This window comes from Priestia sp. SB1 (genome assembly GCF_038898415.1).
Genome location: NZ_JBBJSS010000001.1, coordinates 449,878 through 463,756 on the forward strand (window position 1 = coordinate 449,878; position 13,879 = coordinate 463,756).

Annotated in this window: 12 protein-coding genes and 1 pseudogene; all 13 read right to left on the bottom strand. The window is 40.2% G+C overall.

All coding sequences use genetic code 11. The annotated features are described in order from the left end of the window. Positions 1-173: 173 nt before the first annotated feature. Positions 174-1,463, bottom strand: a complete 1,290-nt coding sequence (gene aroA, locus WKH56_RS02280) for a 3-phosphoshikimate 1-carboxyvinyltransferase (RefSeq protein ID WP_047749880.1) — start codon at positions 1,461-1,463, stop codon at positions 174-176. Positions 1,464-1,484: 21 nt separating this feature from the next. Beyond that, complete coding sequence (locus tag WKH56_RS02285) at positions 1,485-2,585, bottom strand: prephenate dehydrogenase (RefSeq protein WP_310884086.1); 1,101 nt, start codon at positions 2,583-2,585, stop codon at positions 1,485-1,487. A 72-nt stretch (positions 2,586-2,657) separates the two neighbouring features. Beyond that, a complete protein-coding gene (gene hisC, locus WKH56_RS02290; RefSeq protein WP_034270875.1) occupies positions 2,658-3,761 on the bottom strand; it encodes a histidinol-phosphate transaminase in 1,104 nt (367 codons plus the stop codon). A gap of 4 nt (positions 3,762-3,765) precedes the next feature. Then, positions 3,766-4,581, bottom strand: a complete 816-nt coding sequence (trpA, locus tag WKH56_RS02295; RefSeq protein ID WP_034270878.1) for a tryptophan synthase subunit alpha — start codon at positions 4,579-4,581, stop codon at positions 3,766-3,768. After that, positions 4,568-5,782 (bottom strand): tryptophan synthase subunit beta, encoded by a 1,215-nt coding sequence (gene trpB / locus WKH56_RS02300; RefSeq protein WP_028411500.1) that lies wholly within the window; start codon positions 5,780-5,782, stop codon positions 4,568-4,570. The genes trpA and trpB overlap by 14 nt, the downstream gene beginning before the upstream one ends. A 30-nt stretch (positions 5,783-5,812) precedes the next feature. Then, a pseudogene (locus WKH56_RS02305) lies at positions 5,813-6,406 on the bottom strand (phosphoribosylanthranilate isomerase); the annotation flags it as partial. After that, entirely contained in the window at positions 6,396-7,163 is a 768-nt protein-coding gene (gene trpC / locus WKH56_RS02310; protein ID WP_028411501.1) for an indole-3-glycerol phosphate synthase TrpC, read from the bottom strand. The pseudogene WKH56_RS02305 and the gene trpC, both read right to left, overlap by 11 nt. Further along, a complete protein-coding gene (gene trpD, locus WKH56_RS02315) occupies positions 7,153-8,178 on the bottom strand; it encodes an anthranilate phosphoribosyltransferase (RefSeq protein ID WP_028411502.1) in 1,026 nt (341 codons plus the stop codon). Before trpD ends, trpC begins: the two co-directional genes overlap by 11 nt. Beyond that, on the bottom strand, positions 8,171-9,685 hold the full coding sequence (trpE, locus tag WKH56_RS02320; RefSeq protein WP_028411503.1) for an anthranilate synthase component I: 1,515 nt from the start codon (positions 9,683-9,685) through the stop codon (positions 8,171-8,173). Before trpE ends, trpD begins: the two co-directional genes overlap by 8 nt. Before the next feature lie 283 nt (positions 9,686-9,968). After that, positions 9,969-11,051, bottom strand: a complete 1,083-nt coding sequence (gene aroB / locus WKH56_RS02325; RefSeq protein WP_028411504.1) for a 3-dehydroquinate synthase — start codon at positions 11,049-11,051, stop codon at positions 9,969-9,971. After that, positions 11,051-12,223, bottom strand: coding sequence for a chorismate synthase (gene aroC / locus WKH56_RS02330; protein ID WP_310884087.1), 1,173 nt, complete (start codon positions 12,221-12,223; stop codon positions 11,051-11,053). Before aroC ends, aroB begins: the two co-directional genes overlap by 1 nt. Positions 12,224-12,357: 134 nt before the next feature. Continuing rightward, the gene (locus WKH56_RS02335; RefSeq protein ID WP_033579750.1) at positions 12,358-13,140 is read right to left on the bottom strand and encodes a CheR family methyltransferase; all 783 of its coding nucleotides are present in this window, start codon (positions 13,138-13,140) and stop codon (positions 12,358-12,360) included. A gap of 211 nt (positions 13,141-13,351) precedes the next feature. Beyond that, complete coding sequence (gene ndk, locus WKH56_RS02340) at positions 13,352-13,801, bottom strand: nucleoside-diphosphate kinase (protein WP_013059010.1); 450 nt, start codon at positions 13,799-13,801, stop codon at positions 13,352-13,354. Positions 13,802-13,879 lie beyond the last annotated feature (78 nt).

The following is a 13,879-nucleotide window of genomic DNA, read 5'->3' on the forward strand; positions in this document are numbered from 1 at the left end:
AACAAATCAATTTGAATACGCTTACATTTTTTTAGGTAAAAACGAGATTGAGACATGAAACCTTCGTTCACCATCTCAATAAAAAATCCGAACGAGTTTGATTTTTCATCAACAATATCAATTCCTCGTTCGGATTTCCCTTCAACCAAAATACGTTTGTTCCAGCCTCTTCCTTATTGGCTTAGCTCATCAAGATCTTCAAAAAAAGTAGGGTAGGAGACGTGAATGGCATCACTTCTATTTAGCGTTACCTCTCCCGTTGCAATGGCTGCTGCGACCGCAAGCATCATTCCAATTCGATGATCTCCGTAGCTGTCTACTTCACCGCTTCGCAGGGCCGTCTTGCCTTCAATGATGAGGCCATCAGCTGTTGGCGTAACAGAGGCACCCAGCTTGCTTAGCTCGGTTGCAACCGTATCGATGCGGTTCGTTTCTTTTACTTTTAGTTCTTCCGCATCTTTAATCACCGTTTTCCCAGTTGCCTGAGTCGCCAAAAGAGCGATTACCGGAATTTCATCAATTAAACGAGGAATTAAATCGCCCCCAATTTCAATCCCTTTCAACTGAGACGTTTCAATCGTCAAATCGCCAATAGGCTCTCCATTTTGAATACGTTCATTGGAAATTGTAAGGCGTGCACCCATTTGCTGAAGCACATCAATAATACCTGTTCTTGTAGGATTGAGTCCGACGTTTTTCAAAACGATTCGGCTGTTTGGAACAATGGCTCCTGCAACAAGAAAGAATGCAGCTGAAGAAATGTCTCCAGGGACGTACACATCCGTTCCGCGCAGGGATTGTCCCCCTTCAATACTTACAGTCGTTCCATCTACCTCTACGTCTACTCCAAATGCGCGAAGCATACGCTCGGTATGGTCGCGTGATGTAAAAGGCTCGGTTACTTTTGTTGTGCCTTCGGCATGAAGTCCCGCAAGTAAAATCGCCGATTTTACTTGTGCACTTGCTACAGGAGAATGGTAATGAATTGCTTTTAATGCTCCTCCTCTAGTAGATAAAGGCGTATATTGGCCATGCTCACGCCCATCAATCTTTGCACCCATAGAGCGCAGCGGCACCGTAACACGGCTCATTGGACGCTTGGCAATCGACTCATCTCCAATTAGAGACGTATGAAATGGCACACCGGCAAGAATCCCCAGCATTAAACGAGTAGTTGTTCCTGAATTTCCTACATCTAAGATGGAAGTAGGTTCACTTAATCCTTCGATACCTTTACCTTCCACTTCAACATACTCGCCTTCTCTTTTAATCGATACGCCCATCTTTTCAAAACAAGAGATGGTACTTAAGCAATCTTCACCTGCTAAAAAATGATTAATCGTAGTTTTCCCTTCTGCCATCGCTCCGAACATCACAGCTCTGTGAGAAATCGACTTATCCCCGGGAATAGAAATTTCTCCTTGAAGAGATGAAAGATTCGTTTTTAATGGTTTTCCACTCATTTCATTCACACCTTTCGTACATTAAGAAATAAACGTCTGATATTGATGCTGATAGAGACACGCTCTTGCCCGCTTTCTATCTTCCTCTGTTTGAAAGCTCAAACGTAATACTCCGTATATATCTTCTCGTGTTTCTAAAATTCGAATATTTGTAATACTGATTTCATCTTCTGCTAAATAACCGGTTACTTCTGAGATAATACCCGGATAGTCAGGAACATCCACATAGAGATCATAAAAGGATGGAATCGCTCCTTTGGTTCGTACAGGAAGCTGATCTCTAAATTGTTTCGCTTGTGAAAAATATGTATAGATATCATTCGCATCTTTTCGTTCGATCATATTTCGCACGTCGTTCATTTCTTCAAGCCAGTGGTCAAACATTGAAAGAAGCGCATCCTGGTTATGAAGCAAAATATCTCTCCACATCGCTGGACTGCTTGAAGCAATACGTGTAATATCACGAAACCCTCCAGCCGCAAGCTGCGAAACTAGCTGATTGTCTTGTTGGTAATATTCTGCTTGATGAACAAGGCTTGCAGCAATAATATGTGGAAAATGGCTAATGACACCTGCTAATTTATCATGTTCTTTTGGTGACATTACAATAATTTTAGCTTTTGTACCACTTAGCAATTCCTTTAAGCTGTTTAAAGCCTCCGAAGAAGTAGAAGATGAAGGTGTTAATACATACATTGCATTTTCAAATAAATGAGCTTTAGAAGCAGCTACTCCGCTTTTATGAGACCCCGCCATTGGATGACCCCCGATAAACTCAATGCCTTTAGAAATAAGAGCCTCGGCTGTCTTCACTACTTCTTCTTTTGTACTTCCTACGTCTGTTACGATGACAGACTGTTTGAGCGTAAAATGTTCGAACTGTTTTAGCACTTCCGCTGCTTGGGTGACTGGAATGGCAATAACAATATAATCCGCTTGCTCAGCGCCTTGTTGCAAAGAAGAAGCCGCTTGGTCAATTACGCCTAGAGTTTTAGCGAGCTCCAGCTGCTCTTGATTAATGTCAAAACCTATTACATCAAGATGATGATGCGTCTTTTTTATATTAAGTGCAAGAGATCCTCCAATTAATCCTAGGCCTATAACAAAAACATTTTCTTTCACTTTCCTTCACCTCATTGTGCATATGAAGATGAGAGTGTGAAATCACACTCTCATCTTTTACTATATTAGGTATTAAGCTTTCGCCGTTTCTTGGTTAACAAACTGCTGAAGCAATTCAATGATTTGTTCATTTTGTTCTTTTGTTCCCACCGTAATACGAACGGAAGTTGGGAAGCCTAATGCATTCCCTGAACGAACGATAAATCCGCGCTCCAATAAAAATTGAAACACTTCATCGCCTTGACGGCCAAAATCAATTAGAACAAAATTAGTGAAAGAAGGATAATAGTTTAAGCCATTCTTATCACAGAAAGCATAGTACTGCTGCAAACCTGCTTCATTTTTCTTTTTGCACTCTTCAATGAACGCTTGGTCTTCAAGAGCAACGATTGCTGCTTTTTGAGCCATGCGGCTTGTATTAAAAGGTTCGCGAGCCGGCTCAATTTTTTGTAGCAATGATTCGTTTGCAATACCGTAACCAATACGCAAAGAAGCTAAGCCGTATGCTTTTGAAAATGTGCGAAGTACAATTAAGTTTTCGTATTCATTCAAAAGCTCTACCGTATTCGGATAGTCGGCTTGATCTGCTGCATACTCAAAATACGCTTCATCCATAACGATTAACGTATGCTTAGGAACTTGCTTCATAAAGGAAATTAACTCATCGCCCTTCACATACGTGCCCGTTGGGTTATTAGGACTGCATACCCATACAATTGTCGTATTTTCATCAATTGCACGAAGCATAGCATTTAAATCATGATCTCCGCCGCGCAGCGGTACTTCACGAATTTCTGCACCTTCAATTACGGCATTGTGCTTATATTGAGGAAATGATGGCGTTGGCATGACAGTGTTTGTATCAGCCGATAGTAAAGCTCGGCAAATAATTTGAATGACTTCATCAGACCCATTTCCAAAAATCAGCTGATCTTGCTCTACACCTACGTGTTTTGCTACTGCTGCACGCAGTTCAGCTGCATAACCGTCTGGATAAAGCGCCATATTTTCAATTTCTGCAGCAATCGCCTCTTTTACTACAGCAGAGCTGCCGTAAGGATTTTCATTGGATGCTAATTTTACAACGCGATCTAAATTAAATTCACGCTTCACTTCTTCAATTGGCTTACCTGGTTTATATGGAGATAAAGTTAGTAATTGTTCTTTTACTTTCACCGTGTTACACCTCGCATTTTTGTATAGGCGAAACGATGGATGCAACATACTCCTCAATTTGATTTAATCCGTCTCGGCGTGTATCCTTATTTAAAAGAACTTGTTCAAGCTGGCCAATTTTATTAACAATTGCACTTCCGATTACAATGCCGTCGCTGTGTTCTTTTAATACCTCTACTTGTTCGCTTGTTGAAATCCCAAAACCGACGGCAACCGGTATAGAAGCTACTGCTTTCACATCTTCTAAAAAGGTGCCAATATCAGCCGGCAGCGTAGAGCGAACCCCAGTAACGCCTAAAGACGACACGCAGTATAAGAAGCCCGTTGCATCTGCAGCAATTTTTTGAATACGCTCTTTAGATGTAGGAGCAACCATTGAAATGTACGCAACTTCATTTTCAGCGGCAAGCTCCCGGATACGGCCACTCTCTTCGTACGGTAAATCCGGAATTAGCACTCCATCTATTTCATTTTCTCGCATTAACGCGAAAAAGGATTCTAAACCTAATTGTAACACAGGATTAAAATAGGTAAAGAGAATTACCGGTATTTTCACACCTTTTTTTCTCATCACCGATACAAGCTTAATAGCTTTTGAAATAGACATGCCGCCAGATAAAGCTCTTTTGGACGCCTCTTGAATAATTGGACCATCTGCTAAAGGATCGGAATACGGTACGCCCAGCTCTAAAATAGAAGCACCTTGCTTTTGCAAAGACAAAGCAATCTCCACCGTTGCATCTTCATGAGGATCTCCTGCTGTAATAAATGGAATAAATAATGTTTCATGTTTAGGTAGTCTCGCTTCAAACGTATTCATGTTCTTCTTCCTTCCCTTCTAGCAAGTTTACTAATGTATGAACGTCCTTATCTCCTCGACCTGATAAGCAAATTAAAATGGTTTCTTCTTTCGTCATGCTTTTAGCCAGTTCAAATGCTTTTGCCAGCGCATGGGCGGATTCGATAGCCGGGATGATTCCCTCCGTTTTCGCCAGCAGCTGAAGAGCTTCGATTGATTCATCATCCGTTACACTTTCATATTCTACTCGTCCAATAGATGAAAGGTGAGAATGCTCTGGACCGATACCCGGATAATCCAAACCTGCTGAAATAGAATAAGGCTCTGTAATTTGACCATTTTCATCTTGAAGTAAATACGTGAGCGTTCCATGAATAACACCTTTTGTGCCTTTAGCCATTTTAGCAGCATGAAGAGCTGTATTTAGTCCTTTCCCCCCTGCTTCTACTCCAATCAAGCGTACATGTTCTTCTTTAATAAAATCATAAAACATACCGATTGCATTACTGCCGCCTCCGACACATGCCACGACAGCATTCGGAAGTTTTCCTTCTACCGCTGTAAACTGTTCTTTTGCTTCTTCTCCAATAATTTTTTGGAAATCTCGAACCATTTTAGGATAAGGATGCGGTCCAATTGCCGAACCAATTAAGTAAAAATGATCTTCACAGTGTTGAACCCAGTAGCGGATTGCTTCATTTGTTGCATCTTTTAGCGTTTTTGTTCCAGAAGTTGCAGGAATGACTTCCGCTCCTAGAAGCTTCATGCGAAAGACGTTCAACGCCTGACGTTCAATATCTTCTTCTCCCATGAATACTTTACATTCCATTCCGAACTTTGCAGCTACTGTAGCTGTGGCTACCCCGTGCTGACCCGCTCCTGTTTCAGCAATAATTTTTGTTTTGCCCATCCGTTTAGCAAGTAAAATCTGTCCAATGGCATTGTTGATTTTGTGAGCACCCGTATGATTTAAGTCTTCACGTTTTAAATAAATTTTTGCCCCGCCGAGTGTTTCGGTAATATTATCAGCATATGTTAAAGCCGTTGGACGCCCTGAGTAATTGACGAGTAAGGATAGATACTCATCTTTAAATGCCGGATCTTTCATTGCTTGATTCAAAGCTGCTTCTACTTCTTCAAGTGGTTTCATTAATGTTTCAGGTACGTATTTTCCGCCAAATTCACCAAAGCGGCCAAATTCATCAGGATGATTGTATGTCATAGTATGGATCTTCCTTTCAATCTCTATAATTTTTGTATAGTCCTTCGTTCCATTTGTTTCAATACCGCCAGAAATATCAATCGCCCCAGGCTTGTAGGGTAACAAGTTCTCAATGTTAAAAGCATTGATTCCTCCAGCAATAAAGCATTTTTTACCTAACTTTTGTGCAGCTGATTCATACTGAGGAACGAAGCTCCAATCAAAAGCGACGCCCGTTCCTCCGAATTGTTCTTTAACCTTGCTGTCAATTACATAACCGTCAGCTTCTTCATATACATGCATTTGCTGCAGCGTCTCGTTATTGTGCGGGAGTGCTTTCCATACTTCATATCCACGCTGCTTTAACTCACGTACTTCAGCAGCAGTCTCTTGCCCGTGGCACTGAATCACATCTAAATTTGTCACGGAGGCAATTTCAAGTATTTGATCCACCGGTGTATTAACAAATACCCCTACTAGCGAGACTTGTTTTTTTATTTCATCCGTTACAAACTCATTTACTCGTTCAGGCTTTACATATCGTTTACTTTTAGGGTAGAAAATAAAGCCAATGTGAGTAGCAGCCGACTTTTCGATTAAAGCTATATCTTGTTTTGATCGAATACCGCAGTACTTAATAAGCATATTCACTTTCCCCAAACAGCTTTTTAATCGCTTTGGTTTGATTATCCTGTCTCATAAGCGATTCTCCTACTAAAATAGCTTTTGCTCCGGCTTCTTTTACGTAGGAAACATCATCGTATAAGTAAATGCCGCTTTCACTTACTAAAAGCTGATCTTTCGGCACGTGCTTAGCGATTTCTTTTGTCTGCTGCACGCTGGTTTCAAACGTATGAAGATTTCGATTATTAATCCCGATAATCTTCGGTGTAAATACAGCTAACAGCTGTTCAAGAGTTTCTAAAGAATGCACTTCTACTAAACAATCTAACTCTTTTTCAGCAGCTTGAAGATAAAGCTCTTGCAATTTTAATGGTTCAAGTGCTTCTCCGATGAGTAAAATAGCATCGGCACCGATTCTTGCACTTTCTTCCACTTGAATGGAATCAATGATGAAATCCTTACGAAGCACAGGAATAGAGACATGCTGTTTAATATCACTTAAAAACGTTCGGTGTCCTTGAAAATAGTGCTGATCCGTTAACACAGACAAAGCATCTGCTTTTCCTTCCTCGTAGGCTTTAGCAATTTCCACAGGCTGAAAATTCTCCTTTATTAATCCTTTGGAAGGAGAGGCTTTTTTTACTTCTGCAATAAGAGCCAGCTCTCGATTTGGATTTGATAAAGCTTCTAAAAATGATCGTTTTGTAACATTTTGCTGTTCGGGTAACTGTAGGTTTTGAATTTCTTCTTTTTTTGTTTCAATAATTTTATTGAGCATGTTCAACCACCTTTTTCGATTTCAATCGTTGTAATTGCGTGTATGCAGCACCTGATTCAATTGTTTCTAAAGCTACAGCTACTCCTTCTTCAAAAGTAGAAACGTTTCCGCTAACGTAAATAGCTGCAGCAGAGTTCAACACGACTGCATTTTTAGCAGTTACATTACTTTTATTTAAAAATAGCGATTCAATGAGCTCTGCACTCGATTTCGCGTCTTCTACCACCAAGTCTTCAAGCTTACCTCTCTGTAAGTGTACATCCTCTGGTGCAAGCGTATATTCTGTAATAACATTGTCTTGCACTTCTACAATATCCGTTACATCCGTGGCACTAATTTCATCCAAACCGTCCCTGCCCGCAACGAGAAGAACGTGGTTAGCTCCCAGTACAACAAGCGCTTCTGCTAATTTCCGTGCAAGCTCAATAGAGTAAACGCCAATTACTTGCTTTGTGCAATTAGTAGGGTTTGCTAACGGACCTAATGCATTAAAAACGGTTCTAAACCCTAATTCCTTTCGAGTAGCAGCAACGTGCTTCATAGCAGGGTGATAAAGCGGCGCAAATAAAAAGGACATGTTGAGGTCAGACACCGCATTTTTCACTTCTTTTTCATTTCCTTGAATCCATATATCCAGATGTTCTAACACGTCTGCACTTCCGCTTTTAGAAGACACCGCGCGATTCCCATGTTTCGCAACCTTTACTCCAGCAGCAGATGCCACAATCGCACTAGCCGTCGAAATATTAAACGTAGAGGCGCCGTCTCCTCCCGTACCGCACGTATCTACTACGTTTAATTCTTCTAGAGAAATAGCATTCATGTTGTTTTTCATACCCCGGACAAAACCAACAATTTCATCGACGGTTTCTCCTCGGTACGTTAAAATGGTTAGCACGCTAGCAATTTGAGCTGCCGGGACTTTACCGTTCATAATATCATTCATAATTTTTTCTGCTTCTTCCGCTGAAAGTGACTCGCCGCGCAAACACTTTTTCAACAATTCTTTAAACATATACATCCTCCTTTTTATCGTAGATGTCTTGAGCTAATTGAATTGTTTTAATTAAAGCGCTAGCTTTATTGCGGGTTTCTTTCCACTCAAGCTCCGGTTTTGAGTCAGCAACCACTCCTGCTCCAGCCTGTATATAAGCGGTTTGGTCTTTCAAAAGAATGGTACGAATTGCAATGCACGAATCAATGTTTCCATCAAATCCGAGATATGCTACGGTTCCTGCATATACATTTCGCGCAACTGGTTCAATTTCATTTAAGATTTGCATCGCCCGCACTTTTGGAGCGCCAGATACGGTACCCGCTGGAAATGCAGAAAGCAGCGCATCAATAGGATGTACTTTTTCATCTAGGCGTCCTGTCACTTTAGAAATCAAGTGCATGACGTGCGAAAAATTAACCTGCTGCATTAATACCGGCGTTTGGACACTTCCATACTGTGCAACTCGGCCGATGTCATTTCTTGCTAAGTCCACGAGCATATAGTGTTCTGCCCGCTCTTTTTCATCGTTAATTAAGTCTTCATACAAGCGCGCATCTTCTTCTGCATCTCTGCCGCGTCTTCTCGTTCCTGCAATTGGATGAATTTCTAAATGGCCGTTTTCAATTTGAATCAACCGCTCAGGGGAACTTCCAATCAATTCCACTCCCTTTACTTTCACGTAAAATAAATAAGGAGATGGATTAACTAATCGCAATACTCTGTAAATATCAAATCCAGCTACGGTCGTATCAATTTGAAATCTCTGCGACAATACGGCTTGAAAAACATCTCCGCTTTTAATGTATTCCTTAATTTTTTCCACATCTTGCACAAATTTATCTTTTTGGTATGACGATGTCACACCTTCAAAGCTAACTTCGCGCTGCTCGCTTTCAAACATCATCGGCTTTTCTTTCACCGTCTGCGCTATTCTTTCAACATATCGATTGATCTCTGCTAGAGCTTCATCATGTTTTTCTTTTTTCTGCTGTTCTTTATCTTGCTCATCAAGCTGAATGTAGTGAATCACCATAAGCTCTTTTGTTTGGTGATTATAAGCGAGCATCGTTTGACAATAGATAAAGTGAAAAGTAGGCATGTTCAAATCGTTTTGGGCATGTACGTTTACTTTTTCAATTTGCGATACTGCGTCGTAGCTGATAAATCCTACTGCTCCTCCTTTAAAAGGAAGTGCAAGGTCTGGTACTTTCACTTTCAGCTCTTGCTGAATTTTACAAAATACCTCTTTAAAGCTGTCTCCTTGCAGCACAGGTTGAAGCTGCTTGTTTTTTGCTAGATAGGTTCCGTTCTCTTCTTCTACATACAAAAACGGATTCAAGCCAATAAAAGAATAATTGGACCATGGTGATGATTCATCATTGCTTTCAAGCAAATATACAGCTTCATCTTTTACTTGCTGAAAAAGATCAACAGGTGTCATGCTATCGATAAATATTTTTTTTATGATTGGAATGGTTAAATACTTTGTAGAGTCTTCTAAAAAAGAAGTATACGTGTTCGTCATATCTTTCAATCCTCCATTTCATGGAGAATGAGAATAGATGAGGTTATATAAAAGAGGATATAATAAATAAACCCAAAGACACATCAAAAATGGGCCTTTGGGTATACGAATGGTAAAATTCACTCAACTAAACTCTGCTCAACTGTCTCATTCTCGTCTACCCTAATCTCAACTAAACTGTCTATTTTTTTCTCATAACTAAAATCTCTAAACTAACTTGTTACCAATTGTAGTACGTTTCAAATTCATTTGTCAACTACTATCTACTTGGCTTTTGAAGAAACTACGCTTGAAGCTCTTCATTCAGCAGCTTAAGAATCACTTCATCTTCTACTTGTTGAACAAAAGGTTTTCCTACGCCTTCAAGCAGTACCATATGAACATTGCTTGATTTGGACTTCTTGTCTGCTTTCATTCTCACGAGCAGCTTTTCAGCTGAAAGGTGGTTTGGAACAGACGTCTCATAGCCAAATTTTTCAAACCATTTCGCAATTTCAGCTACAGGGAACTCGCTTTTCCCAAGCGTATTGCTGACTTTCATAGCAAACAGCATCCCAATGGCTACGCCTTCTCCGTGACTGATTTGTCCATAGCCGCACTCTGCTTCGATCGCATGACCTAACGTATGTCCAAAGTTCAGGTGAGCGCGAACGCCAGCTTCTGTCTCATCTTCTTTTACAACAGATGCTTTGACTAAAATACCGCTTTGAATAGCATAAATTAATTTTTCATCTTGTAAATCAGTCAGCGATTGTATATTTTGCTGAAGCCATTCATAAAATGCTTCATCGTGAATAAAAGCATGTTTAATCACTTCTGCAAAACCAGAACGCCACTCTCTTTCAGGAAGCGTTTTAAGAAGATCAATGTCATAAACAACCGCTTCAGGCTGATAAAAAGCGCCAATCATATTTTTTCCAAGCTCATGATTAATGGCTACTTTACCGCCTACAGCACTATCGTGAGCAAGAAGCGTCGTTGGCACTTGAATAAACGAAACCCCTCTCATGTATGTAGCGGCTACAAATCCAGCTAAATCGCCAACTACCCCTCCGCCGAAAGCAATAACGAGCGCATTGCGGTCAAGCTGCTGCTCGAGTGCAAAAGTCTGACAATCGTAGTAATGTTGAAATGACTTTGCGTGTTCACCGCTTGGTACTACGTATTTAGCCACTTTAAACTGCGTCTCAATCGCTTTTACAACCGCTTCTCCATAATATGAATCTACAGCTGAATCAGTGATGATTAACACCGACGACAGATTAGGTTTTACACTCTCAATAATAGAAGGCAGCTTTTCAATTAATCCATTTCCTAAATAAAGAGGATATGTTTTGGATAAAGTTTGAATATCAATTTGCAACATTAAAACTCCCTCGCATGTACACGCATTTTCTCAATATTTTCAGCAATTAAATCAATTCGGTCTTGTCCAAACTGTTCGATTAGCGCATCAGCCAATTCCCAAGCTACAACGGCTTCTGCTACAACGCTTGCTGCCGGCACAGCACAGCTGTCTGAACGTTCGATGCTTGCCTCGAAGGCTTCTTTTGTTTCAATATCAACACTTTTTAACGGCTTGTAAAGCGTTGGAATAGGTTTCATTACACCGCGTACTACAATTGGCATACCTGTTGTCATGCCACCTTCAAAGCCGCCTAAGTTGTTTGTTTTACGGGTATATCCATTCTCTTCATCCCATAGAATTTCGTCATGAACTTCGCTTCCTGGTCTGCGAGCCGCTTCAAATCCAATCCCAAACTCAACGCCTTTAAATGCATTAATGCTCATAACAGCTGCAGCAATCTTCGCATCTAATTTACGATCGTAATGGACATAGCTGCCCACTCCTGCTGGCACGCCTTCAATAATAACTTCTACTACGCCTCCGATCGAATCGCCGTTTTTCTTAGCATCATCGATTGCTTGCATCATGTCTTTCTCAACAGCTGAGTCAAAACATCTTACTGGAGAAGCTTCAGTGACTTCTTGAAGTTCCTCTAAGCTTTTGTATTGAGGAGGATTTGCCTGTACGCCGCCAATTTCTAATACATGTCCAGCTACAGAAATCCCGAACTGAGCAAGGATTTGACGAGCCACAGCACCTGCTGCTACCCTTACAGTTGTTTCACGAGCTGAAGAACGTTCTAATACATTTCTCATATCGCGATGACCATATTTAATAGCGCCGTTTAAATCGGCATGCCCTGGTCTTGGTCTTGAGATTTTACGCTTTACTTCTTCTGATTCTTCTTCAGAAATTGGCTCGATGCTCATAATTTTTGTCCAGTGTTTCCAGTCGTTATTTTCTACCGCTAACGTAATAGGAGATCCTAGCGTATAGCCGTGGCGAACACCGCTTAAAATTTCCGCTTGATCTTTTTCAATTTGCATACGTCTTCCGCGACCATGACCTTTTTGTCTTCGCGCTAAATCTGTATTGATGTCTTCGGCTGTTAAAGGAAGCCCTGCGGGAACACCCTCTAAAATAGTAGTCAACTGTGGACCATGTGATTCTCCTGCTGTTAAATATCGCATAATCGTACCTCCGCTTAATATGTATTATTCGTCAGAATTTTTCCATTTTTAAATATGACTATACCATACTATAACATAAGAATATATAAAAAGTTTCACCTCAGCTTGTAAGAAATCGCTTCAGGTTATCTCTATTAAATGGTCTTTACTTTTCTGTAAAAAAACGTATCAGCCGTTTCAAACCCATACTTTTGCGGAGTGAAAATCTGCTCTGTGCTCCCTACAAATAAGATGCCTCCAGGTGCTAAAGCTCTGCTAAACTTTTCATATAAAGCATGCTTTGCTTCATCGGTAAAATAAATAAGCACGTTTCGACAAACAATCAAGTCAACGTTTTTAGGAAAAGAGTCTGACAGTAAGTTATGTTTTTGAAAAATAACTGTTTTTTTGATTTTTTCATCTAATAAGTACCCGGTTCCTCTTTGTTGAAAGTACTTATTTTTCATCGAAACAGGCATTTCCTGAAGTGAACGTTCATCATAAAAGCCTATTTTTGCTTTTTCTATCACTTTTTCATCCAGATCGGTCGCCAATATAGAAATACGCGAAAGCGGAAAAAATGTTGATAAAACCATCGCTAGTGTATACGGCTCTTCCCCTGTTGAACAGGCAGCGCTCCACACTTTCAGATCTGATTTTCCTTTTACAAGAGTCGGTAAAATTTTTTGCTCCAATATATCCCACCGCTGATAGTTGCGATAAAACTCTGACACGTTAATCGTCATCCGATCTAAAAACTCCTCAAGCAGTTCGTTGTTACTGTTCATTGCTCGATAATATTCAAAAAAACTAGAAAAACCTTTTTTTTCATACAGCGAGGTGAGGCGGCGGTGCATTTGAGACTGCTTATATAGTGATAAATCAATGCCTGTTTTTGTTTTTATTTTCTCCACAAACGCGTCGTATTCATCTATCATTTTTGACTCTCCTTTCTCATTCCTATACGTTTATGTTAGACGTATAAAGAAATAAAACCTTTATATACGCTTATCTTCTTATTAATATATCGGAATACATTATGAAAATGTTTATGCGGGGAAATCTTTGCACTTAATAGCCTAGAAGCTTGTTTATACACACAATAAAAAAGACGAATGAAAATTCATTCGTCTTTTTGCGCTATCTAAATTAGTAAATCCAAGCGTCTGCGTCTTTTTTATAGAAAGTCAGCTCTTCACTTTCAAAGAATAAGCTGATTTCACGCTCCGCACTTTCTGGTGAATCTGAGCCGTGAATAATATTCTTATCCACAATCAGTCCATAATCACCTCGAATAGTTCCAGGAAGCGCTTCTTGAGGGTTAGTTTTCCCCACCATTTGACGTGATACTGAAATCACGTTTTCACCTTCCCATACCATAGCAAAAACTGGACCTGATGTGATAAATTTCACTAACTCACCGAAGAAAGGTTTCTCTTTATGTTCACCATAGTGTGTTTCAGCTAATTCCTGCGAAATATGCATAAGCTTAGCTCCAACTAATTGAAAACCTTTTTTCTCAAAGCGAGAAATAACCTCACCAATAATGCTTCTTTGTACCCCGTCTGGTTTGACCATTAAAAACGTTTTTTGTATCATTTTACTCTCCACCCCTGAAGTTCATGATATGTAAACAAGTTTTGAAAGCGCAATCACACCTCATGAAGATATTAACAT

What these genes read in the sequence shown, in the direction of transcription:
- aroA (WP_047749880.1), bottom strand. Translation starts at nt 1,463, where the DNA reads ATGAGTGGAAAACCATTAAAAACGAATCTTTCATCTCTTCAAGGAGAA.
- trpA (WP_034270878.1), bottom strand. Translation starts at nt 4,581, where the DNA reads ATGAATACGTTTGAAGCGAGACTACCTAAACATGAAACATTATTTATT.
- trpB (WP_028411500.1), bottom strand. Translation starts at nt 5,782, where the DNA reads ATGACATACAATCATCCTGATGAATTTGGCCGCTTTGGTGAATTTGGC.
- trpC (WP_028411501.1), bottom strand. Translation starts at nt 7,163, where the DNA reads ATGCTCAATAAAATTATTGAAACAAAAAAAGAAGAAATTCAAAACCTA.
- trpD (WP_028411502.1), bottom strand. Translation starts at nt 8,178, where the DNA reads ATGTTTAAAGAATTGTTGAAAAAGTGTTTGCGCGGCGAGTCACTTTCA.
- trpE (WP_028411503.1), bottom strand. Translation starts at nt 9,685, where the DNA reads ATGACGAACACGTATACTTCTTTTTTAGAAGACTCTACAAAGTATTTA.
- aroB (WP_028411504.1), bottom strand. Translation starts at nt 11,051, where the DNA reads ATGTTGCAAATTGATATTCAAACTTTATCCAAAACATATCCTCTTTAT.
- aroC (WP_310884087.1), bottom strand. Translation starts at nt 12,223, where the DNA reads ATGCGATATTTAACAGCAGGAGAATCACATGGTCCACAGTTGACTACT.
- WKH56_RS02335 (WP_033579750.1), bottom strand. Translation starts at nt 13,140, where the DNA reads ATGATAGATGAATACGACGCGTTTGTGGAGAAAATAAAAACAAAAACA.
- ndk (WP_013059010.1), bottom strand. Translation starts at nt 13,801, where the DNA reads ATGATACAAAAAACGTTTTTAATGGTCAAACCAGACGGGGTACAAAGA.